Source organism: Sinomicrobium oceani, from assembly GCF_900119185.1.
GTDB lineage: Bacteria > Bacteroidota > Bacteroidia > Flavobacteriales > Flavobacteriaceae > Sinomicrobium > Sinomicrobium oceani.
Window position 1 is genome coordinate 165280 of the sequence record NZ_FPJE01000008.1, and the last position, 24716, is coordinate 189995.

Genomic DNA, 24716 nt, shown 5'->3' on the forward strand with positions numbered 1-24716 from the left:
TATAAGGATAAATAATGATAAACAAGGGAGATCTTATGACCCCTGTTATGCCAGCCAGCCATCCCGATCGAGACTCCGGTACTGAATGGCTTCGCTGATATGATTTCCGGAGATATTTGCGGCCTGGTCCAGATCGGCTATGGTACGGGCAACCTTGAGTATTCTGTCGTAGGCCCTTGCGGAGAGATTGAGTCGCTCCATGGCATTTTTAAGAAGATTCAGGGAAGCATCGTCCAGGGCGCAGAACTCCCTGATCTGCCGGGTACTCATCTGCGCATTGTAATGGGTATTCCTGGTTTCCCGGAACCTTTGTGACTGTAGCTCCCGGGCTGCGGTAACGCGCTTCCGAATTTCTGCGCTCCCTTCTCCCCTTCTGCTATCAGACAATTTCTCGAACGGAACGGGTGTGACTTCGATATGGATATCTATACGGTCGAGCAAAGGGCCCGATATCTTGCCGAGATAACGCTGCATTTCTGCGGGAGAAGATGTCACCGGGGCATCCGGATCGTTGAAATAACCGCCCGGACTGGGGTTCATACTGGCTACGAGCATAAAGGAAGAAGGATAGGTTACCGTGAATTTTGCCCGTGAAATGGTGACCTCCCGGTCTTCCAGCGGTTGTCGCATAACCTCCAGTACACTCCGTTTAAACTCCGGAAGTTCATCGAGAAAAAGTACTCCGTTGTGCGAAAGGGATATTTCTCCGGGTTGCGGATATGTACCGCCACCTACAAGGGCGACATCCGAAATGGTATGGTGTGGTGACCGGAACGGTCTGCGCACCATTAAACCCGAATTATCGGTACGCCCTGCCACACTGTGAATCTTAGTGGTTTCTACCGCTTCATTAAGTGTCATGGGCGGAAGAATGCTGGGCAGCCGCTTGGCAAGCATCGTCTTTCCGGAACCCGGCGGACCTATAAGAATAATATTGTGTCCGCCCGCTGCCGCTATCTCCATACAGCGTTTTATGCTTTCCTGTCCCTTGACATCGGCAAAATCGTGTTCCGGCATGTCGAGTTTACTGTAAAATTCTTCCTGATGGTCTACAATAGTTCGCTGCAGGACTTCCTTACCGTCGAAATGGGCTATAACCTCTTTGATGTTCCGTACACCATAAACTTCGATACCTTCGACAACTGCTGCTTCCCGCGCATTCTGTTCGGGGAGAATGAATTTGGTAAACCCTTCCTCGCAGGCCCGGAACGCTATAGGCAAGGCTCCTTTTATAGGTTGCAGGCTACCGTCGAGCGAGAGTTCTCCCATAATGATATAGTTTGCTATACTGTCGCTTTTTATTTGCCCGGAAGCCGCCAGAATCCCTACGGCAAGGGTAAGGTCGTAAGCCGATCCTTCTTTACGGAGGTCCGCCGGGGCCATATTTATGGTGATCTTTTTTCCGGGAATTTTGTACCCGTTGTTCTGTAATGCAGCAGCAATCCTGTAATTGCTCTCTTTGATGGCATTGTCGGGAAGCCCTACCAGGTGGTAGCCTACCCCGACCGCCACATTCACCTCTACGGTGATCGTGGTGGCCTCTACCCCAAAGACAGCACTTCCGAATATTTTTGTCAGCATTTACTCTTTTTTGTTTAAAAATATAAAAATTAACAAATATGTAAGCGAAGCTTCTTAACTTTGTTTCTAAAGCCGTAATGCTATATTTATGTTTTACCTGCATCATTTATATATCACCTACTGGAAAGTCAAATCGCTTATAGGGGTCTGTTAGGACTTGCTAAGGACGATAATTCTTTATTTATCATTACCTGTTTACTGAGCCTTATAACCTGAATTTCCGTGAAATTACGGGGATATTCATGTTCCCGATTTTCTGCAGATTCACCTTGGCCTTACCGGCAACCCTAATGCAACAACATCATGAAAAAAGAGAACATCATAGAAAACATTATAAAGAACAAACAGAATCCCAATCTGAAGTTCGAGCTGAAGGAAAAGACCGAGTCTTTTGTTTCCCGGCTGTTTTATACGTTATTTGATCATCAGACTTCGGTAGCAACGCACATCGACCTGCTGGAAGAAGATTTTCAGAAGATCGTGGACCTGGCCTGCTGGGCTCCCGACAAACCCTGCGGGAAGATCTGGGAAAGTTATCTCAACGAACTCCCCGAAATATTGCGAAAACTCAACCTGGATGCCAAAGCGATCGTAGAGAACGACCCGGCATCGCGGACCATCGAAGAAGTCTGCCTGGCTTATCCCGGTTTTTATGCCATTGCCGTTTACAGACTGAGCAGGCCGCTCTATCTGTACGGACTTCCCATTGTGCCGCGCCTGATGACAGAATATGCCCACCGGTTGACGGGAGTCGATATCAACCCGGGGGCGCAGATCGGTGAATACTTTTTTATAGATCACGCCACAGGTATTGTTATCGGTGAAACGACCCTGATCAAAGATCACGTGAAAATTTACCAGGGAGTTACCCTCGGAGCACTGCATGTGGAAAAATCCCTGACGGATGTAAAAAGGCACCCTACGGTGGAAAGTAATGTCACCATCTATGCCAATGCCACTATCCTCGGGGGAAAGACGGTAATAGGCGCCAACAGTATTATAGGAGGAAACGTGTGGCTTACCGAGTCGGTTCCGGAGAACTCTCTGGTGTACCACACGCCTGATATTAAAATAAAGGCCAATGACAAGATCAGGAACAGCTGATCCTACAGTTTTACCCGAACCGTTTTCTTTTTTAACGGTATCTTATAAGCTCCTTTTTCGCTTTTGAAAGGGAGCTTTTTTGTTCTTCCTTCGATATTGAGATAAGCTACAGGGGTATATTCGTCCCGGGCAGCCAGGCTGATCTCTACAACACCTGACCGGGGATCGTAATCGAGCTGCTCGAAAGTTCCCGCATCGAGTGTCAACCATAGTTTTTCCGGGGCCAGGTATATTCTGTTTTTTCCTGCCGTAGTAGGCTTTACCCGCACATGCTCTCCGGTAACTTCACAATTTCCACCGAAGGCAAGCCATCCCTTGTCTGTATCCTTCGTGATATAGGTTGCGGAATTGACTGCATAGCCGAAAAAGCCGGAACCGTAATCGCCCGAGAGGCCATCTATTTTTAATGTGGAAGGAAAGGAATGGAATGCTGCCGGACCAAAACCGTCTTCGGTAATGTTGGAGATTGACCCCAACAGCCCGCCATATCCTACTTTGAGCAGGTAGAGGTCTTCCGGGTTTTTACGGTAATGGGTAAGCACCGGGATCGCATTGAGGCCGGAACCGTAATGGTGTATCTGTCTTTCGATGCGCGACAGTTTACCACCGTAAAGAAAATCCCAGTACCTCCTGGCGTTTCCGTTGTAAGCCCAATGGGGCATTACGGGCATATAGGCCAGTATAGCATCGAGTGTTATCAGTGCTTTCTCGTCGAAACCAAAATAATCGGACCACATATAGACCTCTTCCTGGCCCGTGGAATCCCAGGGCATTTCACTCCCAAAAGGATAATTGAGGCTTTTCCAGTGCAAGGCGCGTTCTTTCATTATCTGTTCCAGACCTGCTGCCATGGTACTAAACTCTTCACGCTTCAGATCTTTGAGTATATTCAGGAAAACGGTACCTTCCATTTGTCCGAACTGTGCATAATACGGGGCGAGTTCCTGCATAGCTACCGAAGTCCGGTATGCCTGCTCAAGGTACCATTCCCACGGTCGATTGGTAACGAGCCCTTCCCGATATCTGGCCAGGCGGTACATCACCCAATACGCGGCTGCTACGTGAGGATAATTATAAGAACGTCCTATATCGTCCGCTCCCTTTTTGTCCCAGGCGGCCCAGGTTCCGTAATTGATATCTTTGTCGTAAGTACCGGCAGGCATCTTTTCGGGTTCGTAATAGAACACGCTTTTCTTTACCCCGTATTTTTGATCACCTTCGCTATGCTGAATGTTGCTCCACAGCGTCTCATCGACAAACCGCTGCAGTTTAATCAGTTCTTCCTTATCCGGCTGTACGAGTTGTTTCATGATCGCTCCGAGCCAGCTTCCGGCTCCTCCCTCATCGCTCAGCCCGGCAATCCAGGCACGGCTGTCCTGGGTAACCTGTCGCTTCTCTTCGTAATCATAGCTGATCACGGACGGATTCCGATGAAAAGGATCACCTTTTTCGTCAAACCATTGTTCCGTAAGCAGGAAATGCCCGAAATCCCGAATCACTTCGGCTTCCGGTTTTATAATGTTGTAATGCACGGTCTGCTCCAGGCTGTCGGCATATACAATCGTCACTCTGGCTTTTCCCCAGCGCATACCTTTTACATTGTATATTTCGGCTCCCGAAACGGTTGTTCCTTTTGCTTCCAGGCTCAGGGCACCTGCCGGCGAAATCCGGATATCGCTGATCGCTTCCGGATAATCTACAAAAAGCTGCCCGTCGACATCCATAGGAAGTACATAACCCGGAATACCGATGGTCACGGGACGTTCTTCCTGTTTCAGCACTTCCGGGATTTCCCGGATGGCATCGGTAAGTACGAAACGGATGGCGTAGTTGCGTACTTCTCCCGGGCGCAGGGTAATCGAAGTGGGTGTATTCCATTGGGTTACACCCTCCCACTCCTTATCGGCATAGGCTTTGCTATGGGCCATCCACTCATGAAACCCTTCGAATACGATACTCCGGGGAGTCGGGTCTTCAAGCAGTGGACGATAAGCTTCGAAAGCCATGTGTTCCTGCGGAAGGACCAATAGGTTCGGTCCCTTGCCATGAAGTCTTTTTACTTCGAGATAGCCTCCGTCTTTTCCGATATAGGGATCAAAAAACACATTCTGTGCATGGGCTTCATCCAGGGATTTGCCTTCGAGGATATTATTGAAAATCATCGGCACGCCCAAAGCCCCTATCTCTATATCGGATGCGGAAGTATTGGTAAGTTCGAAACGCATGACCAGGGCTCCCTGCCGGAGTTCGTAGTAACGCTTTACTGAAAGCGGAATATCGTCCGGAAGCGTGGGAGCTAGGTCTGCCGCAGCAAGGATATTCGCGGAAGTCTGCAGGGGTTTTACAGCTGTCCTGTGGCTTGCCGTGGTATAATCTTTCCATATTCCACCTGAAATGCGCACTCTGAGATTGATGTCACCGAGGTGAAAAAGGCTATCCTTATCTCTCACCTTCAACCGGTCTCCCGGGGTAAAGTCGAAATCGGGGTGTGATACCGGAGATAACCCGGCTACGGTCTGTGAAGAGCGAACGAGTTTTAACCGGAAGTGTCCGGCATCGATAGTCTCTAATCCTTCTTCCAGTGCCAGTACGGAAGGGCGGCCGGAAATTCTGCTCCAGTAGTCCTGCGCTGCCGCGGTTTGTACCACCAGTGTCAGTAAGAATACGAAAATTCCTTGCTTTAAAAATGTGATCATGCTGCTTTCTTATCTGTAATTTATAAATTAATTTTCCCTGCAAACCGGCTGAGATCTTCAACCGGATATCAAAGGCCCGGGGCCTACTCTTTGTTCAGAGCAAAAAGGTAAATACACGCACTTTCCGCCGGAACTTCTACAGTACCGTTGTTTAACCTAATGTCGCTTTCGCTAATCGTGATATTGTCTTTTTGCTCTTGGGTATTATATACCATATCTCCTCTCCCGCTCAGGCGTATTTCCCTTGCACTGTCGGGCAATGTCAAAGCAGGCACGGCTATTTTGAGCGGATAAACCTGCCGTGTGGCATTGATAACAGATATACTCAGTGTTTTCCCGTCTGCCGACCACGTTGCGGCAACCTCAAGGGGTTCCGGTGTACCTTCCAGGGTAACGGGATGCGTGCCAAAGTACTTTCGGTACATCTTTAGGGCAAGCCCGGTACCTTCCATCCAGGAGTCGGTCTTTGTCGTCTTGATAGCCCCGATAACATTAACAGTCTGGGCGTAGTTGGCCATATAAAAAATATCCGATTGCCTGGAGAATTCGTTAAATCCGGCAGCAATCCCCAGGGCATCGCGAAGATAATAACGGGTACCGAGCAATCCGAAAACATGTTTTCCGTACCAGTAATTCCATTCGTCCAGGGCTATTTTAATGTCCCTGTCCCGAAGTCCGGGAATCTCCTCTCGGCAACGCCTGTGCTCTTCGGCTATTTCCCGGATAGCATCCGGAATTTGCTTTACATGGGTGAGCAATCCGCCCGCATGCCAGTCCTGCCGGTAGAAATGTTCACTGATATAGGTCATATTTTCACTGCAATGCTCATACATCATATCATTCCATTTGCCCGGGAAGCCCACCGCTATCAGTTCTATATCCGGATCTGCTTTCCACATGGCTTCTGTTACTTCATTGTGCTTTTTTACATACGCTTCCACAGGCATATGTCCCAGTTGCCAGTCGCCAAACATTTCATTACCCACAGCCCATAATTTTACATTATAAGGTTCGGCATGCCCGTTTTCTGCACGGAGTTTTCCCATGGCTGTCGATACATCACCGTTGAAATAAAGTACTTCTTCTGCGGCCATGGCTGCTGTTCCCAAACCGGTATTTACCGCAACATTAGCTTCGGCACCCAATAAGCGGCATAACCGCATAAATTCGTGAACCCCGACATCGTTGTATTCCAGTCCGTTCCAGGCTCTTTCGAATTTGGTGGGGCGAGCATCAGGATCTCCTATACCGTCTTTCCAATCGTAACCGGAAACAAAATTGCCACCGGGCCAGCGGTATATCGGGGCATCGAGTTCTTTCATCAATTCGAGTACATCCGGACGAAATCCGTCGATATTATCGGCTGGCATCAGGGATACGGCTGCCAAAGTAACCTCTCCACCGCCGAAAAAGGTTATGATAAGCTTTCCTTCTTCCGTGTCGGTAGCTGCCTGAAACTCAAAAGGGAGTTTTATGAAGCCGTTAGCTACGGGTTCCGGGGACTGTAGTACCACTTTTGCTCCGGAAGCTATTGAAACCTCTACTTTCTTTACATTTTTACCCACACGATACACCAGACGCCCGACATACTTTTTGCCTGCCTTCAGGGCCAGGTTTTTCTGGGAAAGCTGCCACTGCCCGTTACTGAGCTTGTATTTCGGGATATCTCCCCGGGCATAGGTTTTGCTGCTATCGACCATTATGGCCGTGGTATCCGCATCGGTTATCCATGGTGACCTACTGGTTCCGGGGATATCATAGAATTTACGATCTTCGAGCATTTCCGCCCAGATCCCCCCGTAAATACATTTGCCCATATGCTCTATAAACTGTCCGTAAAGATAGGGCGACATCGGAGCTTTCTCCTGTTCGGGATGTATTGTTACCTCCGGATGAAGTGAGCGGGAAGCGATTTCTTCGAGTCTGATATCCGCAAAACTTACGGAGCCCCCGGCTTTACCGTTTTTTCCGAGCAGACCTTCCATCATAAAACTGTCCTCCCCTTCGGAATCAAATTGTATAACTACATGAGTCCAGTCCGTATTCCCGGTAAAGACCGTGTCGTTTGTTATGGGAAACTTCCCCAGCCGGAAACCGGCTCCGGCTTCTTCTGCGTCTCCCCTGACTCCTTCTGTTTTGATATATCCGGATACCTTATACGTCGTATATGGTTTGATATCGATTTTCTTATACCAGCGCGAAACGCCCATACTATCGGCCGTAATCCGGAGTACCCGCGAACCGAATCCGGACGAAACCGTATCAGTATAATTCTCCTGGTTGCTGTAGTACTCCTTTTCCCAACCGGCTTCGGAAGCTTTTGCTGTTCCTGCCGGCGACAGCAGTTGGCCGGGGGATTCTCGGTCACAGCCGAAGAAGAATAATCCGAATACGACAGTTATATAAAGGATATATTTCCCCGGTTTGCCTGAATATTGCATAGCTGTACTTTTTATAATTTTTCTGTTCCCCCGGCAGTACCGTTTTACTGCAAGGTAATATTAAAAACGAATGTCGCCCGAACCGTTTGTCCCGGCTGATGTTCGTAAACCAGGGCTTGCTTTATGGTGTATTGGTTCCCCGATGCATTCTGGCCGGGATATTGTCCTATGGTAAAGCGGAATGCCGAGGCATCGAATTCGGAATAGATCCGGGCATCACTTCCCCAATTGATTACATTACCGTTGGCATCAAACCAATGTCCGTACCCGTTGGCCGTAGTATTGGCGTTGAGGTCTCCGTTGGCTTCAACGGCATAAAAGGTAATCGTTTCATCCATGTTATTGGTAATCTCTCCCGGTTGCAACACAAAAGCCTGAGCCAGTTCATTGAGATCAACCTCTGCCGTCGTACCGGAATAACTGTCGGCACTTACGGGAAAGGAGAGGTTGTATGTAAGGGTAATATCTGCCGGTGGCAGCGTATCGTCTATAGGAATCGTCCCGTAGAGATCGGTATTACTGAATTTCACTTTATAAGGCCATTGGTCGTCATTACTATTATCTTCATCCCATGCATGCGGAGTGTAGTTGTCGGGTGCCCCGGTAACCACAAACCAGAGTTTACTGCAATGTTGCGGAACGGTAAAGACAGCATTGCCCTGTGTTCCCTGGTTCATCGTGCCATAGACTCTGGTACCGTCTTCAAGAAGAGCTACATAACCGTAGCGCCACCCGGCACTGCCCGGATTTTGTACCTGGTTATACCCCGAGGCATTAACCAGTCCGGTAAATTCGGTATTCACTTCGGTACCCGCCGCCGGCACGGCCAGGCGTATAACATTATAACCCGTTGTACCCGGACAACGATCGTAGGTCACCTGGTAACTTCCATCTTCGAGCGTGTTACTCCTGAAAGTATGGGCACCGATATAGTTTTCCCCATTTTCGCGGAGCGCATCCAGATCCCAGGTCACAAACCGGGTAGCGGCATCGTATATTTCCTCGTGAAGCTGCGCTGTGGAGATCCCTGTAATCCGCATATAGGCCTGTAACGGATCTTCCGGCTCCTGCGCCACTCTCCATAGTTTGCCGATGATATCCCTGCCGTGCTTGTCCGCCCAGTAATAATGCATAAAATAACTGGCATAACGTTGCGACTCATGGCAGATATGACGGAAATAGTTTTCGGTGTATACGCCAAAGTTATATGAAGTAAATGCCTCTTCCGGATAACTCTGGTAAGCTTGCCACTGTGCGGTCTGCTCCCAGAATCCGTTACCGCCGTTTCCACCGAAACCATAGCGAAACCCTGCACCGCCCCCAAGGTCACAATGTACCTGGTACTGAAAACTATGTCCGATTTCATGTGCTATGGTCGCTCCTACGGGCTGACAGGTATTGGGGCTTACCCAAAGTGCTCCTATGGTATCATCGTACCCCGATCCGGTAGCGAGCCACTCCTCCTGATAGTACAGGAAAATCATCATTTTATAATCGTCCAGCCTGGAGTTTCCGGTTCCGGTTTCGGCAAATTTGAGTTCTTCTACGTTTAATGTATAAAAACTTTCGGCCTTGCTGAGCAGGTCATCAATATCCACGCGATAGGCAGACGGAATTGCCGTCGATGCCGGGTCTTCACTACCGTAGTCTGCACCCCAGAACACAATAAAATGCTCTGATTGCCTGCTTCGGCCGTAATACCAGGTACTGGTACTGTCGAAAAGGTTCATATTGCCAAATTCGGAAGGCCTGTAAATCCTGGTCGTGTCTATCACGGAAGGATCGAATGCCCCGGAAGGGTCACCGATATGATCAGGATCGGTAGGGTCCGTATCCGAACGTGCACAGCTTCCGGCCATAAAGACCATGATTACAGCCAGGATACACCATGAGATCCGGTAAGGGATCGAGTGTTTTGAGTTTCGGGAATAAGAAATGGTTAAGTTCATAATATTCGTTGGTTTTAATCGGTTTAAATAATTTCGGTTTAATTAAAGTAACCGGGATTCTGATCCAGATTGGGGTTGGAATTCAGAAAATCCTGGAAAATGGGAAAAATATTCTTTTCTACGGCTTTTTCCTGATCGGTTTCCGCATCTTTACAGAACCAGGATTTCCCGTTATATACATTCATGTTTTTTCCGGTGACCCTGAAACGCACCAGGTCTTGTCTCCTATGATGTTCCCCGACAAATTCCCAGGCCAGGTCGTCCAGCAGTCCGCCGAATTCTACATCACTACCTCCTTCATAGGTTGCTATCAATGCATTGGGATCATAAACGGTAGCTCCTTTATTGGTCCATTCTCTATGCCCGTAGTCGTAGATACTACCTCCGGTCAGGTCGGCTACGGTACGGGTAGCATCGGAAGGATCTGCAAAAGCTCTTTGCCTTACTTCCGTGATCAACTGGGCAGCAACGGCCTGGTTACGTCCGAGCCGAAGCAGACATTCGGCCTTGATAAACATGGCATCTGCAAGTCGGAAGAAAGGTACATCATCTCCGTATGTACCGTTATTTCCGGGGACTATTTCGTTTTTTATAAAACGATAGCCTTCGAGCATATAGGCACCGGGGTTGTCTATAGAATGTACTTCTTTGGTATATACCAGGTTTACCTCACCCTGATCGTCTGCACTGGTACGCAGCGGCTCCCCGGTAGTGTAATGATATTGTTGCCCGTGCGCCCACGTATCATCAAACCTGCCGTCATTTTCATGATAGGTGTCTATAAATTGGGGGATGGCACAACTGCCGTTCCACGGGGTTCCGCTATATCCGAATGCTCTTGCTCCGACTCCGATAAGCGCCTTGTTGACCAGGTAATTTCCGGAAGCATAGGTTATATCATAAGGAATAGCAAAAATAATTTCGGGATTTCCGTTGAGATCGGCTTTAAAATTATCTTTATAAGATGCCGATAGCGAATACCCCCCTTCTTCAATGACAAACTCCGCTTCCGAAAGAGCAAGCTCGTAATATTCATTGCTGGAAAAATCGTTGAACCAGGCATTGTGGTTCAGGTACATCTTGGCAAGGATCATGGAAGCCACATACTTATTGGGGTGCCCGTGAAACTTCTCCGTGCCGAGGTTTTCCCTGGCCTCTTTGAGCTCGGAAACCACAAAGTCAAAAAGTTCTTTGGGGTCCGCCTGCTCCGGCAGATACCCGGGAGGTACGTTTTGTGTGGTCTCCAGGGCTATGTTCCGGAAACAGTCGAAAAGGATATAATAGTAGAGGGCACGCATGGTCTGCATTTCGGCTTTGAGCTCCGGGTTTTGCTGTACGGATTCCTGATCCAGTACTTTGTTTGCATAGCCTATCCCGTTGTAACAGTGGTTCCATATCGTCCAGAAATGACCGATGTATGGGTTGAAGTTGTGTTTGTGCATGGCGATATACAGGTCTCCCCAGCCAACACCGATACGAAGTGGTGTCATGATCAGATCCGAAGATTCTTCCTGAATATCAAAAAGACCGTTCCATCCCCAATACACACTTCTCAACTCGCTATAAACCGCTCCGGACATCCTTTCGATATCGGCATCGTTGAGCTCGATATTTTCCTCACTGACATCGCTGTAAACTGTTTCCGAAAGATCGGTACAGGCTACGAGTGCAAACGCAAACCCCAAGGTTAAAATCCTGAAAATCGTATTCATTGGTTTCATAATTCAAATTATTTGAAGGTTACATTAAGTCCCAGGGTCAGGGAACGTATGGTTGGATATTTATCTCGAAAATCATTACCTGCAGCATAAAAATTCCTGTTGGCAAGTTCCGGGTCCATGCCCTTATACCCCGTAATGGTCAGGAAATTCTGTGCGGAGCAATACACACGCAATACAGACAGGTATTTCTCCAGTTTGCCGACATTGACATTGTATCCGAGGGTGACATTATCAAACTTGAGAAAATCCCCCTTTTCGAGATAGTAACTTACGAAGGCCTGGGCCTGTGAGGGCGAAAGCGGTGCTATACCATACACCGGATCTGCCGCAGAGCGCAAACGGTTGTACTGGATGGAGTTGTTCTCATAATACATCCGCTGCTCGTTGAGTATCTTGAAACCAAATTGTCCGCTCATCTGCATATTCAGATCGAAATTCTTATAACGGAAAGTATTGTTCAATCCCAGATACACTTTCGGAAATCCGTTGCCAAGGTATTGTCTGTACGAATTGTTGTTAAGGCTTGTGGAATACGTAAGGGCCTCACCGGTCTGCGGATCTTCGATCAGCCAGATTCCGTCTTCGGTAACCCCTACTGATTTCATACCCCAGAAGTCTCCGATGGCACGCCCCACTTCCACACGATGTGTGGGTACCGAAATAGGATCTCCGGCAAATGCTTCGTCCCGATAGTCTTCGGTTTTGTAAAGATCGTTGGACATACTGAGGAGCTTACTACGGTTGTGAGACAATGTCAATGTTGTATTCCATTGAAAGTCATCGTTCTTTACAGGGATCGCATTGATCATGACCTCGACACCTTTGTTGCTGATAGAACCTACATTGGCCAGTGTGGTATTCGCCAGGTTGGGAGGCACGGGGACATTGTACTGATATATAAGATCGGTCGTTTTCTTATTGTACACATCAAGAGCACCGCTGAGACGTCCTTCGAACAAGGTAAAATCTACCCCCACATTGATCTCTGCCGTCTTTTCCCATTTGAGATCGGGATTGGGGTTTTGCGCTACCCGAATACTCGGTATCCATTCTCCTTCTTTGTTGTAATAGTTTCCGGTACCGCTGTTGTTAAACTGAAATGTGGTGAGGGAACTATAGTTGTTCAAGGGTCTTTGCCCTGTAACACCATAACCGGCCCTGAGCTTTAAATTATCCACCCACTTAAGCGATTCCATAAAGCCTTCGTTGCTTATGGTCCATCCGGCGGATACCGCGGGGAAAAGCCCCCATTTGTGGTTGTCCCCGAATTTAGACGAACCTTCACGCCGTATACTGGCCAGAATGTTGTACTTATTATCAAAACCGTAACTCACCCGGCCAAAAAAACCGATCAGGGTGTTGTCTTCCTTAAAGCTGTTCATCCCTGCCCTACCTTCTTTCAACAGGTCTCCCGCAGTGATATTGTTATACTTATAGGCATCGGTAGGGAAATCGGAATTGCTTACCGAAAAATTACTGTAGCGTTCGTAAATATAACTGTAACCACCCAATACCGAAAAACGGTGCTTATCGAGGTTAAACTTATAATTGGAGGTCAGTTCGAGTGTTTTCTGTTTTCTATCCTCGTGGAATATGTAGGCAGAACCAGCAAACCCCGTTACTTTGGAGGTATAATACCTTGACGTGGTATAGGTTGCATATTTCTTATTGTACAGATTGTTGGACAACATCAGGTTGGTCTCCCAGTTGTCTACAGGTTTAAAGGTGATATTCCCGATCATATTGGTCTTTTCCCTTTCGTCCTCTCCTACCAGTTCATCAAGGATAGCTACGGGGTTGTAATACTGGTACCTGTCCAGTTCTTCATCCCAGTCACCATCTTGGGTATATACGGGAGCGGTAGGATTCCGGATAACGGCCTTCCGGTATATATTATTAAGGCCCTCGCTCTCAGCATTGTTCGGGGTAAGCGTACGGTAATCTTTGAGTACATTGATATTGACTTTCAGCATATTATCCAGGAAGTACTGCGAAAGATTCAATTGTACCCGGATCTGGTCGTTATTACTCTTCTTGATCGTACCGTCTTCATACCGATAGGAAACATTACCCGAATATGCGGTAGTCTTGGTTCCTCCATCGATATTCAGGGAATGATTGTGCATAAATCCCGTACGGGTAACGGCATCGAGCCAGTCGGTTTCAGCCCCGCGATCGTTATAGCTGGTCTTTCCGGCCCTGATGTCTGAAACATTCATGAAATCTGCCTTTTTGTAAAAGTCCGAAATCGAGGTATAACCGACATAATTTACTGTTGCCGGTCTTTCGCGCGTACCACTTCGGGTGGTGATAAAAATAACTCCGTTAGCTCCACGGGTACCGTATATCGCTGCGGCAGAAGCATCCTTAAGCACATCGATAGATTCGATATTCTCCGGGGCTACGGTATTGATATCGCCCGGAACGCCATCTATGAGTATCAGCGGATTTACATTCCCGGTCAGCGTAGTCACGCCCCGCAGCATAATGTTGGATGAAGCGTCAGGACTTCCGGAACTTTTGGTGATGACAAGTCCGGCGACCTTACCTTTCACGAGCTCGGATGCATCCTGTATTTTCCCTACCAGGAACTCTTCCGATTTTATACTGGCTACAGCACTGGTAACATCCTTTTTTTCCTGAGTTCCGTACCCGATGACAATGACTTCGGAAAGACTGGTCACATCTTCCTGCATCTGTACCTGTAATGATGAGCGGTTGCCCATCGTGATTTCCTGTGTTTCAAAGCCCATATAGGAAAATATCAGAACAGGTGACTGTCCGCCGACATAGAGCGTAAAGTTTCCGTCAAAATCAGAAACGGCTCCTGTCGTTGTTCCTTTCTCCGTAATGGAAACTCCCGGCAAAGGCGCACCGGATTGGTCGGTAACTGTTCCTGTTATTGCTCTTTGTGCAAAAGAAGATAGCGAACAACAAAGGCAAAGCACCATAAAAAGTGTTCTGGCCCTGATCCCGAAATCTACGGGATTCCTTCTCCTTGAAAGGAAAAGACCGGAAGGGTAAATCGTTTTCATAATATCTGAGTTGTTAGTTTGTAAAGTGTAGTTAATACACGTTATAAAATTATAAACTCTCAGCTCATTGTACTGAACAAGATATTATCCGATTATAATACTATATTACCAAGTTTATCATTATTAATAAAAATAACGATCAAAATTTAAGAAATATCCCTCATTATAGCTAATTATACCCAACTTATATTACCATAAATAAAAAGGCCTTGCGGGAACTTCCGCAAGGCCTACAAAAGGTATATAAAACATACTACTTACCGTTAAAAGAAATCATAACCCAAATAACTAAGGCAAGTATAACGATGGAGGCTGCAATATCGATCCAGCCATATGTTTTCTCTTTATTACTATCTGCAACAGCAGGAGTCTGAAACGTCAGACCGGCAAGTTGCTTCTCATCCTGCGCCGGTGTGAGCATACTTACAGCGACCAATAACACGATACAAAAAAGGAAGAACCACGCTCCGAACGTCAGGAAGTTCACCGTAGCCAGTGTATGAAGCACACTGCCTTCTGCGAAATTATCGCTCATCAGCTCGATAACGATCCTGGCCATACCGAGGATAAAGCCGGTAACGAGTGTTACATAAGCTCCGGTAGCATTGATCCGCTTACTGAATATTCCCAAAAGGAAAACAGCAGTGATAGGAGGTGCTATATAGGATTGTACCGATTGCAGGTACTCATAAAGCACCCCGGAGATATTGGCCATAATAGGAATCCAGATAATTCCGAGGAACACTACGATCAGGGTTGCAATACGTCCTATGCGTACCAGTTTTATTTCCGGGGTATCCGGTTTTAGTTTCTTATAAATATCTACTGTAAATAATGTAGAACAGGAGTTAAATACGGAAGCCAGGGAACTCATCAGGGCAGCGAGCAAACCTGCGGCAACGAGTCCCCGTAGCCCGGATGGCAACAGATTACTCATCAAAACCGGAAAAGCCTGATCTGGCGTATCCCACTCCAGCATTCCTTTTTGTTTCAGGGTGAGGGCTATAACGCCAGGAATGAGAAATATAAATACGGGAAGTAATTTGAGAAAGGCACCCCATATCGCACCGCGACGTCCTTCTTTGAGGTTTTTGGCCGTAAGTGTTCGCTGCACGATATACTGATCGGTACACCAGTACCAGATACCGATAATCGTACTGGTGATAAACAGGCTCGGCCATGGGAAATCGGGATCGGAAGGTGGTCTCCACATGTTGAAGTATTCCGGTCCGAGAGTCGCTTTCATCTCTTCCCATCCGCCCACATAGTCCAACCCGATAAAGGTCAGGGCAGCTGCTCCTATAACCAATACAATAGCCTGTAAAGTTTCTGTATATACTACCGCGCGCATACCCCCGAATATGGTATAGGCCCCGGTGAGAATTACAGTGGCTATGGCGCCTACCCAGAAATTGATACCGAGCAGTGCGGATACCACTACTCCACCGGCATAAATAGTAACGGACACCTTGGTAAGAATATAAGCTACCAGCGATACCACCGACAGGAACCAGCGCGACTTGGCACTGAATCTTCGTTCGAGAAATTCGGGCATGGTAAAGACCCCGCTCCGGGCATAAAAGGGTAAAAACACCCAGCCCAGGATAAGTACCACCCAGGCCTGAATCTCAAAAATAAGCATGGGCATTTTATCACCCGCTCCGGCACCGGCAAGTCCTACGACGTGCTCGGAGCCGATGTTGGACGCAAAGATCGATGCCCCTACGACAAACCAACCGATATTTCTCCCCGCGAGAAAGTAGTCTTCGGTATTATTGGTTTTCTTTAATATAACCCAGACAGCCAGTCCGAACAGGACCAGAAAGTAAAGGGATATACATATCCAGTCTAAATTGTCTAAACTCTTCATGTATTAATGGTCGGTTTTACAAAAGTTCATTGAAAATAATATGTTAATTATCAATGACTTTTACATGTTTTATTTAACAGTAAATTTAAAAATAGTTGTAGTGTGATACTCCTCACCGGGGTTCAGCACGGTAGAAGGGAAACCGGGTTGATTGGGAGCATCCGGGTAATGCTGTGTTTCGAGGCACAGCCCGGAACGGAATACGTATTTCTTGTCGCTTTTGCCTACCAGCGATCCGTCCAGAAAGTTGCCCGAATAGAATTGGATGGCCGGCTCCGTAGTGGTTATTTCCATAACCCTTCCACTATTCGGATCGTACAAGGTAGCCGCAGGTTTCATCTCCCTGTCCTTACCGTTAAGTATCCAGCAATGATCATATCCTTTACCGAATTCCAGTTGTTTGTTTTTCGCACCGATATCTTTTCCTATAGTTTTGGGCTGGCGGAAGTCGAAAGGTGTTCCTTCTACTTTTTCCGGTTTTCCGGTAGGGATCAGGGTTGTATTTACGGGAAGAAACGTATCGGCATTGAGCTTCAGTTCTTCATCGAGAATTGTTTCACTTTCCGGAGACAGGTTGAAATAGGTGTGCTGTGTAAGATTAAGTACCGTTTTTTTATCGGTCGAAGCACTGTAGTCTACCCGGAGTTCATCGTTGTCGGTCAGCGTATACACTACGGTGACATCGAGATTTCCCGGATATCCTTCTTCCATGTCCTTGCTGTGATATTGCAGTTTCAGTGCCGGACCGTCTTCCGATCTGGTTTCCGAAGCTGTCCACAACACTTTATCGAAACCTTTTTTTCCGCCGTGAAGGTGGTTAGGGCCATCGTTTTTTGCCAGGGTATACTCTTTGCCGTCAAGCTCAAATTTCCCGTTGGCTATGCGGTTACCATACCTTCCTATCAACGCCCCGAAATAAGGTACGTCCTGCAGGTATCCTTCGAGAGTATCGAAACCGAGAACGATATCACCTTTCTTTCCGTCCTTATCAGGAGTCTGCAACGAGGTAATAATTCCCCCGTATGTCATCACCTTCATTTCGAGTCCGTTGGCATTGGTCAGGGTGTAACGTTCTACTTCTTCGCCATCGGGAAGTGTTCCGAAAGGTTCTTTGGTCACCGAGACAGCTTTCATTTCTTTTTCTGCCGGCTGCGCTTCTTTCGGGGTATCCTGCTTTTTGGGTTTGGTATTACACGCTGCAAAAACGAGCAGCAATACAATGAGATAATGGGTTTTCATAGAATTGATTTTAGCGAACACGAAGCGGTAAGTTCTTAAGTTTCCCCAAAAAACTTACCGGCTCTGCATTTCCTGGTTACATCTTATTTTGAAATAAGTGGTAATATACTTCATTCCATCGTAACTTATCTTTAAAATCACGTATGACGGTATCTTTATCAATCGTCAGTAGCTCAACTCCTGCCATTTCGGCAAAGTCTTCCATAAATTCTGCCGTAGCAGCCTTACTGTACACCGTGTGATGCGAACCACCCGCAAGTATCCATGCAGTAGCCGCAGTTTCCAGGTCCGGTTCCGGTTTCCACAATGCACGTGCTACCGGGAGTTTGGGCAGATCGTGTTCCGGTGTAACGGTCTGTACTTCGTTGAGTACCAAACGGAATCTGTTCCCCATATCCATCAGGGCCACATTGATGGCCGGTCCTGCTCCTACGTTAAACACCAGGCGCGCAGGATCCTCTTTACCTCCTATGGACAACGGGTGTACTTCGATCCCCGGTTTGTCTGATGCTATGGAAGGACAGATTTCCAGCATGTGCGACCCCAATACCCTCGAACCTTCTTTGCGGAAGTCATAGGTATAGTCCTCCATAAACGAAGTTCCTCCCTCGAGACCCTGGGTCATAACCTTCATGGTGTGAAGCAGTGCCGCCGTTTTCCAGTCTCCTTCGCCACCGTACCCGTAGCCATCGGCCATAAGACGTTGTGTGGCGATACCCGGAAGCTGTTTGAATCCGTGCAGATCTTCAAAAGTATTGGTATACCCGCCAAATCCTCCGGCTTCGAGAAAAGCACGAAGACCGAGTTCGATACGAGCGGAATCTTTTACGGATGCTTCATGGAAAGCAGGGTGATCGGTACGGTACTGTTCCCTGTACACGGCCAGGAGATCGTCCACCTGTTTATCGGTAACGGCATTGAGGTATTCTACCACATCTCCTATGCCATAACCGTTGACAGAAAAACCGAAACGCATCTGCGCCTCTACCTTATCACCTTCGGTAACCGCCACATGCCTCATATTATCTCCTATCCGTGCAATTTTGGCCGTCTGGAATACGTGCCAGCCTACGGCAACACGTGTCCATACTCCCAGTTTTTGCTGCACGCCTTCCTCTTTCCAGTACCCCGTAATCACCTTACGGTTCTTACGTAACCTGCTGGCCATAAAACCAAATTCTCTCCCGCCGTGGGCCGACTGGTTCTCGTTCATAAAATCCATATCTATGGCACTCCACGGGATTTCCGCATTGTACTGCGTATGAAGGTGGCACATGGGTTTATGCAGTAACTGCAAACCTTGTATCCACATTTTGGCTGGTGAAAAGGTATGCATCCATACGACTACTCCGACACAACGGTCGGTAGCATTGGCTTCGCGGCATACTGCTGTTACCTGTTCCGGGGTAGTTACCGTAGGTTTAAAGACCACATCTACAGGGACGGCCTTGCTGTCGTGCAGGTGCTTTGCTATTTCTTCGGAGTGTTTGGCCACGTTCTTCAACGTTTCCTCTCCGTACAAGTGCTGGCTTCCGGTGACGAACCACACTTCGTGATCGTTCAGATTTGTCATATTCTTCTTCTCGTTTCCTTATTAGTATTTTATTCTTTTTCCCATTTACTGCCCGTAATAGGCATCTTTACCGTGTTTCCGGTTGTAATGCTTTTCTATAAGCGTATCTTTAAGTCTCGGTGCAGACGGATTGATCTGGAGCGTGAGATAGGCCATTTTGGCCAGCTCTTCGAGTACTTTACTGTTGTACACGGCCTTATCGGCCGTTTTTCCCCAGGCAAACGGACCGTGATTACCGAGCAATACCATCTCTACCTCGGTATGTGACAGTCCTTTTTCCTCGAAGCAGTCGGTAATCTGTTTTCCCGTCATGTGTTCATAATTTCCACGGATGTATTCGTCTTTCATCGGGGGTGCACAAGGGATATCCGTAGTGAGGTGATCGGCATGCGTGGTCCCGAATATCGGGATGTCCATCTGGGCCTGCGCCCAGGCCACGGAATATGTGGCATGGGTATGCACTATACTCCCTATGTCCTCCCATACCTTATAGAGATACGCATGTGTTTTGGTATCGGAAGACGGCCTCATATTGCCCTCGATAATGTTATTGTCAAAATCCACGATAACCATATCTTCAGGAGACAGGTCTTCATAAGGCACCCCGCTGGGTTTTATAGCAAAGACCTTTTTTTCCCGGTCTACGCAACTTACGTTACCAAAGGTATATACGACCAGCCCGAGTTCGGGCAATTGCATGTTGGCCCGGTAACAGGTTTCTTTTATGGCTTGATATTCAGACATCGGATGTAACTTTTTCGGTATTTTTATGATGCGTGGTTTCTTCTACAAAACCGGCAAGTGCTTCGTAACGCTCATATTTTTCTTTATAGCTTGCTACCATAGACGGTTGCGGTTCGTATGTTTTTTCCATTGGACTTCCCATAGCTTTTACAGCATTCTCCACATCCGGATATACACCGGCGGCAACAGCAGCATATATGGCTGCTCCCAAAGCGGGTGCCTGATCGGATACAGCTATTCTGATGGGTCTGTTGAGTACATCGGCCAGGGTTTGCATAACAAAAGGGGCTTTCTTGGCTACTCCGCCAATACCTACTACTGATTTGATCTCCACCCCTTCTTCCTCAAACCGGTCGACGATCTTTTTGGCCCCGAAACAAATAGCTTCGACCAGGGCCCGGAAAATATGAGGTGCCCTCGTTCCGAGATTAAGACCGGTAATGGCTGTTTTCAGTGCCTGATCGGCAAAAGGTGTCCGTTTTCCGTTGATCCAGTCGAGTGCCAAGGGTACGCTTTCTTCTGTGGTAATCTGTTCTGCTTGTGCCGACAATACAGGGATAATTTTGCTGTTCATCGCTTCGACAAGCTGTTTACGTACCTCATCGGAAACCAGTGAGGTTTCGGCAAGCAGGTTCTGAATGGGCCAGGCTACGATATCTTTAAACCAGGCCAGCAGGTCTCCGAATGCAGACTGACCGGCTTCGAGGCCCACCCAGCCGGGAACTACCGATCCGTCTACCTGTCCGCATATCCCTTTAACAGCCTTATCACCTATAACATTCTTGGGTGCGACCATAATATCGCAGGTAGAGGTCCCCATAACCCTGACCAGAGAAAAGGCTTCTGCACCGGCGCCAACTGCTCCGGCATGAGCATCGAAAGTACCTACCGCTACAACCGCATTTTCTGTCAATCCAAGTTTTTCACTCCATTCCTTGCTCAGGTTTCCTGCAACGACATCGGAGGTATAGGTATCTTTATACAAATTGTTTTTTACTTCTACGAGATAAGGATCCAGTTGTGACAGGAAGCCTTCTTCGGGGAGGCCTCCCCAGCTTTCATGCCACATAGCCTTATGCCCTGCCGCACATCTGCTGCGCTTAAAAGACTCCGGATCCTTTTCTCCGGTAAGGATATACGTCATCTGGTCGCAATGTTCCATCCAGGACCATGCTGCTTTTTTAACAGCATCGTCTTCCCGGGCGATGTGCAGTATCTTCGCCCAGAACCATTCCGAAGAATATACACCTCCTATATACTGTGTATAATCGAGTCCGCCCCAGTTTCTGGATAAAGTGTTGATCTCGGCCGCTTCACTGATCGCCGTGTGATCTTTCCAGAGTATCATCATGGCATTGGGGTTTTCTTCAAACCCGGGCGTCAGTGCCAGGGCCTTGCCTCGCTCATCTACAGGAACAGGAGATGATCCGGTAGTATCTATGCATATCCCGACGACATCTCCGGGACGTACACCCGATTTCTCAACGACCTTCTTTATCGTTGTTTCCATGCCCTCGATATGATCCAGGGGATGCTGTCTGAAACGGTTTTTCGGAGCATCGCAATACTTTCCCTCTTTCCATCTCCGGTACCAGTGTACCTCGCTCTCCAGGGTAGCTCCGTCTGCCGTATCGACCAGAACGGCTCTTACGGAATCCGTACCGAAATCTAACCCTACTACATATTTACTCATTTCTAAACTATGTGATTAATATTGTTCTATATAATTTTATCAAACTTTTACTTTAAGGCAATAACCACCACGGAAAACGGCGGGAGCTCTACTTCGAGATTTCCCTTTTTCACCGAAAAGTCCTTAAATTCTTTGGGAGCGACTTTCGCTGGGTTTTCGAAAGTATTGTGGTCCTGAAGTTTCTTCGAAGTCAAAATGGTTCCTTCAGCTCCCCTGACATTGACATCGTCGAACTGCAAAGAAAGTTTGTGCGATTCGGAAGCATCGATATTTACCAGCGAAACGTGTACTACACCTTCTTTATTCCTGGAAGCGGAAACAGAAAGTGCGGGAAGGCTCTTGCCGTTGAACGTGTAATCGACATTGTCGAATTCTACAGGCAACAAGGTAGCATCCTGGTGCACATTGTACATTTTCATCACGTGATAGGTCGGTGTTAGGATCATCTTTTCCTCATCCGTCAGTATTACGGCTTGCAGTACATTCACCGTCTGTGCCAGATTGGCCATTTTTACCCTGCGGGCATGATTATTAAAAGTGTTGAGTGTGGTTCCTGCGATCATAACGTCCCGCATGGTATTTTGCTGGTAGAGAAATCCGGGATTTGTTCCAGGTTCTACGTCGTACCATCCTCCCCATTCATCTACGACCAGCGCAATTTTGTTGTCGGGATCGTATTTATCCATAATAGCACTGTGCTTCGTAACGAGTTCTTCCATCTCCAGGGCACTTTCCATGCTTTCGAAATAGTGCTTCTCCGTAAAATCCGAAGCAGAACTCTTGGCATTCCAGTCAATAACAGCATAATGGTGCAGTGCCATCCCCTCGATGAGACTGTGCTTTATGTTTTTCATTAGTACTTCGGTCCATTCGTAATCCGAGCTGGACGCTCCGGAAGCAATACGGAATATACCGGAATCGTTGGACCATCCACTAAGGAATGTAGCATATTTCCTGTATTCATCGGAATAATATTCGGCAGTCATATTCCCGCCGCATCCCCAGGCCTCATTTCCAATCCCCCAGTACTTCACATTCCAGGGTTCGGCTCTCCCGTTTTCCTTTCTGAGATCGGCCATAGGACTTCGCCCCTCGTGGTTCGTGTACTGTACCCAATCTATCAGTTCCTGGACAGTGCCGCTCCCCACATTACCGGACAGATAGGGTTCTGTTTCCAGAAGTTCACACATATTCAGAAAATCGTGCGTCCCGAAACTGTTGTCTTCCGTAACGCCACCCCACCATTGATTTACAATAGTCGGCCGGTCTTCCTTGGGACCTATACCGTCTTTCCAGTGATAGGTATCGGCAAAACAGCCTCCGGGCCAGCGAAGATTCGGTACTTTCAATGCCTTTAATGCCTCCACAATATCATTTCGTACCCCGGCCGTATTGGGTATGGTCTTGTTTTCTTCCCCGACATAAAAGCCGTCGTATATACAACGCCCGAGATGTTCCGCAAAATGCCCGTATATATGTTTACTTATCGTGTACTCCCCTTCCTTGTCATGAATGGTAACTTTCTGCTGTGCCTCCGAACAAAGTGCCGAAAGACCAAAAGCTGCGGTAAATAAGATCGTATGGGTTTTCATAGTTTTCAAAGTTAAAAGTGTATGTTTTACATTTGTAAAAATAGGTAAAAAATATTAAAATGCTAATTATAACCTGAAAAAAAGTATCTTGTTGTTATAAAACTCCTGTTTTCCTGACAGATTCCCTATAAAATCAACCCACGAAGATCAGGCCTGTAACAGGTCAGGTACTTTTGCACTCCGGGATGATACATTTAAAAAATACCGCATATACGGCACGGACCACAAAACCACCTGTGAACGAATAAGCTCATGAATATAAGAAGGTAGCTTGCGTGATTGACAATTTCAGCCTCATCAACTTTTTCTTTCGACAAAAAAGGCAGGGTGAATCCGGTATATCTGTATTTTCGATGCAACTTCAAAATCAAAATATTTTCGGCGCTTTCTTTTTTTTCCTGAAATTAAACGTATATTTATCCATTAATAAATAATATCTTACAACAAATCGGCATATATAACTGTTTCTCCCCCCTTTATATCGTGTTCTTAATTTTATCGAATTAACAAATCGCTACGAATGGATAATAATTACAATCAGGAAGACAAGGTTCTTGTGGCTGTAGACTGTATTATATTTGGTTTTGACGAAGAAGATCTGAAACTGCTCCTTGTTAAAAGGGGGTTCGAACCGGAAAAGGGCAAATGGTCGCTCATGGGCGGTTTTTTGCGCCAGAGCGAAATTCTGGACGAAGCTGCCAACCGGGTGTTGTTTACACTTACCGGACTTAATGATGTATATATGGAGCAATTGTACGGGTTCAGCAAGGTAGACCGTGACCCGGTGGAGCGTACGATATCCATGGCTTATTACGCCCTGATCAATATCAATGATCACAATCCCAAATTACTCGACGAGAATTCCGCACAGTGGTTTTCTGTCTCGGAATTGCCCGAGCTCATTTTTGATCACGGTGAGATGATCGATAAGGCACTCAGAAGACTGCGCCGGAGAACATCGACCAACCCGGTCGGGTTTGAGTTACTTCCGAAGAAATTTACCATGCGGCAACTACAAAAATTGTATGAAGTCATTCTCGGAGAGGAACTGGATAAACGAAATTTCCAAAAAAAAATCAAACAGATGGATGTATTGGTAAAACTCAAGGAAAAAGATATGACCTCTTCCCGGAAGGGATCTTTTCTCTATGAGTTTGACAAGGAAAAGTATGAAGAAAAAGTATCCGACGGCTTTACTTTCCGGGTCTGAAAAAGAAATTTTCTGTCATTTGACATCCGGGATACAAACCGAGACATATAAGAGAACTGGCTGCCAGCATATTACAAGATGTGATTTTTTTTATAAAAAAAGTACCGCTGTATTTGGCAGCTTATTTTTTTTATACATTTTTGTAACCGATTAGGCTAAATAAGAATGAAACTTGTTTATGACTCCGGGTGTACGACGATGAGGAAGTCATTTCCGTACACCGTTCTCAATTGGAACGACCGGGTTTTTAAGCTTACTTCCGCTATAA

14 protein-coding genes are annotated in these 24716 nt (G+C 47.1%); 2 read left to right on the top strand and 12 right to left on the bottom strand.

Going from position 1 to position 24716, the window contains the following annotated elements:
* Positions 1 to 45: 45 nt before the first annotated feature.
* A complete protein-coding gene (locus tag BT112_RS09130) occupies positions 46 to 1581 on the bottom strand; it encodes a YifB family Mg chelatase-like AAA ATPase (protein ID WP_072317065.1) in 1536 nt (511 codons plus the stop codon).
* Positions 1582 to 1884: 303 nt separating this feature from the next.
* Here BT112_RS09130 and BT112_RS09135 point away from each other — a divergent pair, with 303 nt between their 5' ends.
* Complete coding sequence (locus BT112_RS09135; RefSeq protein ID WP_072317066.1) at positions 1885 to 2685, top strand: serine O-acetyltransferase; 801 nt, start codon at positions 1885 to 1887, stop codon at positions 2683 to 2685.
* Between the two features lie 2 nt (positions 2686 to 2687).
* On the opposite strand, the gene BT112_RS09140 is transcribed toward BT112_RS09135, so the two are convergent.
* The 11 genes from BT112_RS09140 to BT112_RS09190 all read right to left on the bottom strand — a co-directional run bounded on the left by BT112_RS09140 (position 2688) and on the right by BT112_RS09190 (position 23238).
* A complete protein-coding gene (locus BT112_RS09140; protein ID WP_072317067.1) occupies positions 2688 to 5381 on the bottom strand; it encodes a DUF5695 domain-containing protein in 2694 nt (897 codons plus the stop codon).
* 83 nt (positions 5382 to 5464) lie between these two features.
* Positions 5465 to 7822 (bottom strand): alpha-L-arabinofuranosidase C-terminal domain-containing protein, encoded by a 2358-nt coding sequence (locus BT112_RS09145; protein WP_072317068.1) that lies wholly within the window; start codon positions 7820 to 7822, stop codon positions 5465 to 5467.
* Between the two features lie 44 nt (positions 7823 to 7866).
* Positions 7867 to 9771, bottom strand: a complete 1905-nt coding sequence (locus BT112_RS09150; RefSeq protein ID WP_245777008.1) for a DUF4859 domain-containing protein — start codon at positions 9769 to 9771, stop codon at positions 7867 to 7869.
* A gap of 38 nt (positions 9772 to 9809) precedes the next feature.
* Complete coding sequence (locus BT112_RS09155) at positions 9810 to 11492, bottom strand: RagB/SusD family nutrient uptake outer membrane protein (RefSeq protein ID WP_072317069.1); 1683 nt, start codon at positions 11490 to 11492, stop codon at positions 9810 to 9812.
* Between the two features lie 8 nt (positions 11493 to 11500).
* Positions 11501 to 14527 carry a SusC/RagA family TonB-linked outer membrane protein gene (locus tag BT112_RS09160; protein ID WP_245777009.1) on the bottom strand — a complete coding sequence of 1009 codons (3027 nt, stop codon included), beginning with the start codon at positions 14525 to 14527 and terminating at the stop codon, positions 11501 to 11503.
* Between the two features lie 253 nt (positions 14528 to 14780).
* Positions 14781 to 16397, bottom strand: a complete 1617-nt coding sequence (locus BT112_RS09165) for a sodium:solute symporter (protein ID WP_072317070.1) — start codon at positions 16395 to 16397, stop codon at positions 14781 to 14783.
* Between the two features lie 69 nt (positions 16398 to 16466).
* Entirely contained in the window at positions 16467 to 17636 is a 1170-nt protein-coding gene (locus BT112_RS09170) for an aldose epimerase family protein (protein WP_083564847.1), read from the bottom strand.
* Between the two features lie 76 nt (positions 17637 to 17712).
* Entirely contained in the window at positions 17713 to 19209 is a 1497-nt protein-coding gene (gene araA / locus BT112_RS09175; protein WP_072317071.1) for an L-arabinose isomerase, read from the bottom strand.
* A 45-nt stretch (positions 19210 to 19254) separates the two neighbouring features.
* Positions 19255 to 19953, bottom strand: a complete 699-nt coding sequence (locus BT112_RS09180) for an L-ribulose-5-phosphate 4-epimerase (protein ID WP_072317072.1) — start codon at positions 19951 to 19953, stop codon at positions 19255 to 19257.
* Entirely contained in the window at positions 19946 to 21646 is a 1701-nt protein-coding gene (locus tag BT112_RS09185; RefSeq protein WP_072317073.1) for a ribulokinase, read from the bottom strand. Before BT112_RS09185 ends, BT112_RS09180 begins: the two co-directional genes overlap by 8 nt.
* Before the next feature lie 47 nt (positions 21647 to 21693).
* Complete coding sequence (locus tag BT112_RS09190; RefSeq protein WP_072317074.1) at positions 21694 to 23238, bottom strand: alpha-N-arabinofuranosidase; 1545 nt, start codon at positions 23236 to 23238, stop codon at positions 21694 to 21696.
* A gap of 520 nt (positions 23239 to 23758) precedes the next feature.
* On the opposite strand from BT112_RS09190, the gene BT112_RS09195 reads away from it, so the two are divergent.
* Positions 23759 to 24448, top strand: a complete 690-nt coding sequence (locus BT112_RS09195) for an NUDIX hydrolase (protein WP_072317075.1) — start codon at positions 23759 to 23761, stop codon at positions 24446 to 24448.
* The last annotated feature ends 268 nt before the right edge of the window (positions 24449 to 24716 follow it).

Excerpts from the sequence above, each read along its gene's own strand:
- BT112_RS09170 (WP_083564847.1), bottom strand. The coding sequence starts at position 17,636 with ATGAAAACCCATTATCTCATTGTATTGCTGCTCGTTTTTGCAGCGTGT.
- BT112_RS09135 (WP_072317066.1), top strand. The coding sequence starts at position 1,885 with ATGAAAAAAGAGAACATCATAGAAAACATTATAAAGAACAAACAGAAT.
- araA (WP_072317071.1), bottom strand. The coding sequence starts at position 19,209 with ATGACAAATCTGAACGATCACGAAGTGTGGTTCGTCACCGGAAGCCAG.
- BT112_RS09180 (WP_072317072.1), bottom strand. The coding sequence starts at position 19,953 with ATGTCTGAATATCAAGCCATAAAAGAAACCTGTTACCGGGCCAACATG.
- BT112_RS09185 (WP_072317073.1), bottom strand. The coding sequence starts at position 21,646 with ATGAGTAAATATGTAGTAGGGTTAGATTTCGGTACGGATTCCGTAAGA.
- BT112_RS09195 (WP_072317075.1), top strand. The coding sequence starts at position 23,759 with ATGGATAATAATTACAATCAGGAAGACAAGGTTCTTGTGGCTGTAGAC.
- BT112_RS09130 (WP_072317065.1), bottom strand. The coding sequence starts at position 1,581 with ATGCTGACAAAAATATTCGGAAGTGCTGTCTTTGGGGTAGAGGCCACC.
- BT112_RS09165 (WP_072317070.1), bottom strand. The coding sequence starts at position 16,397 with ATGAAGAGTTTAGACAATTTAGACTGGATATGTATATCCCTTTACTTT.
- BT112_RS09150 (WP_245777008.1), bottom strand. The coding sequence starts at position 9,771 with ATGAACTTAACCATTTCTTATTCCCGAAACTCAAAACACTCGATCCCT.
- BT112_RS09190 (WP_072317074.1), bottom strand. The coding sequence starts at position 23,238 with ATGAAAACCCATACGATCTTATTTACCGCAGCTTTTGGTCTTTCGGCA.
- BT112_RS09145 (WP_072317068.1), bottom strand. The coding sequence starts at position 7,822 with ATGCAATATTCAGGCAAACCGGGGAAATATATCCTTTATATAACTGTC.
- BT112_RS09160 (WP_245777009.1), bottom strand. The coding sequence starts at position 14,527 with ATGAAAACGATTTACCCTTCCGGTCTTTTCCTTTCAAGGAGAAGGAAT.
- BT112_RS09155 (WP_072317069.1), bottom strand. The coding sequence starts at position 11,492 with ATGAAACCAATGAATACGATTTTCAGGATTTTAACCTTGGGGTTTGCG.
- BT112_RS09140 (WP_072317067.1), bottom strand. The coding sequence starts at position 5,381 with ATGATCACATTTTTAAAGCAAGGAATTTTCGTATTCTTACTGACACTG.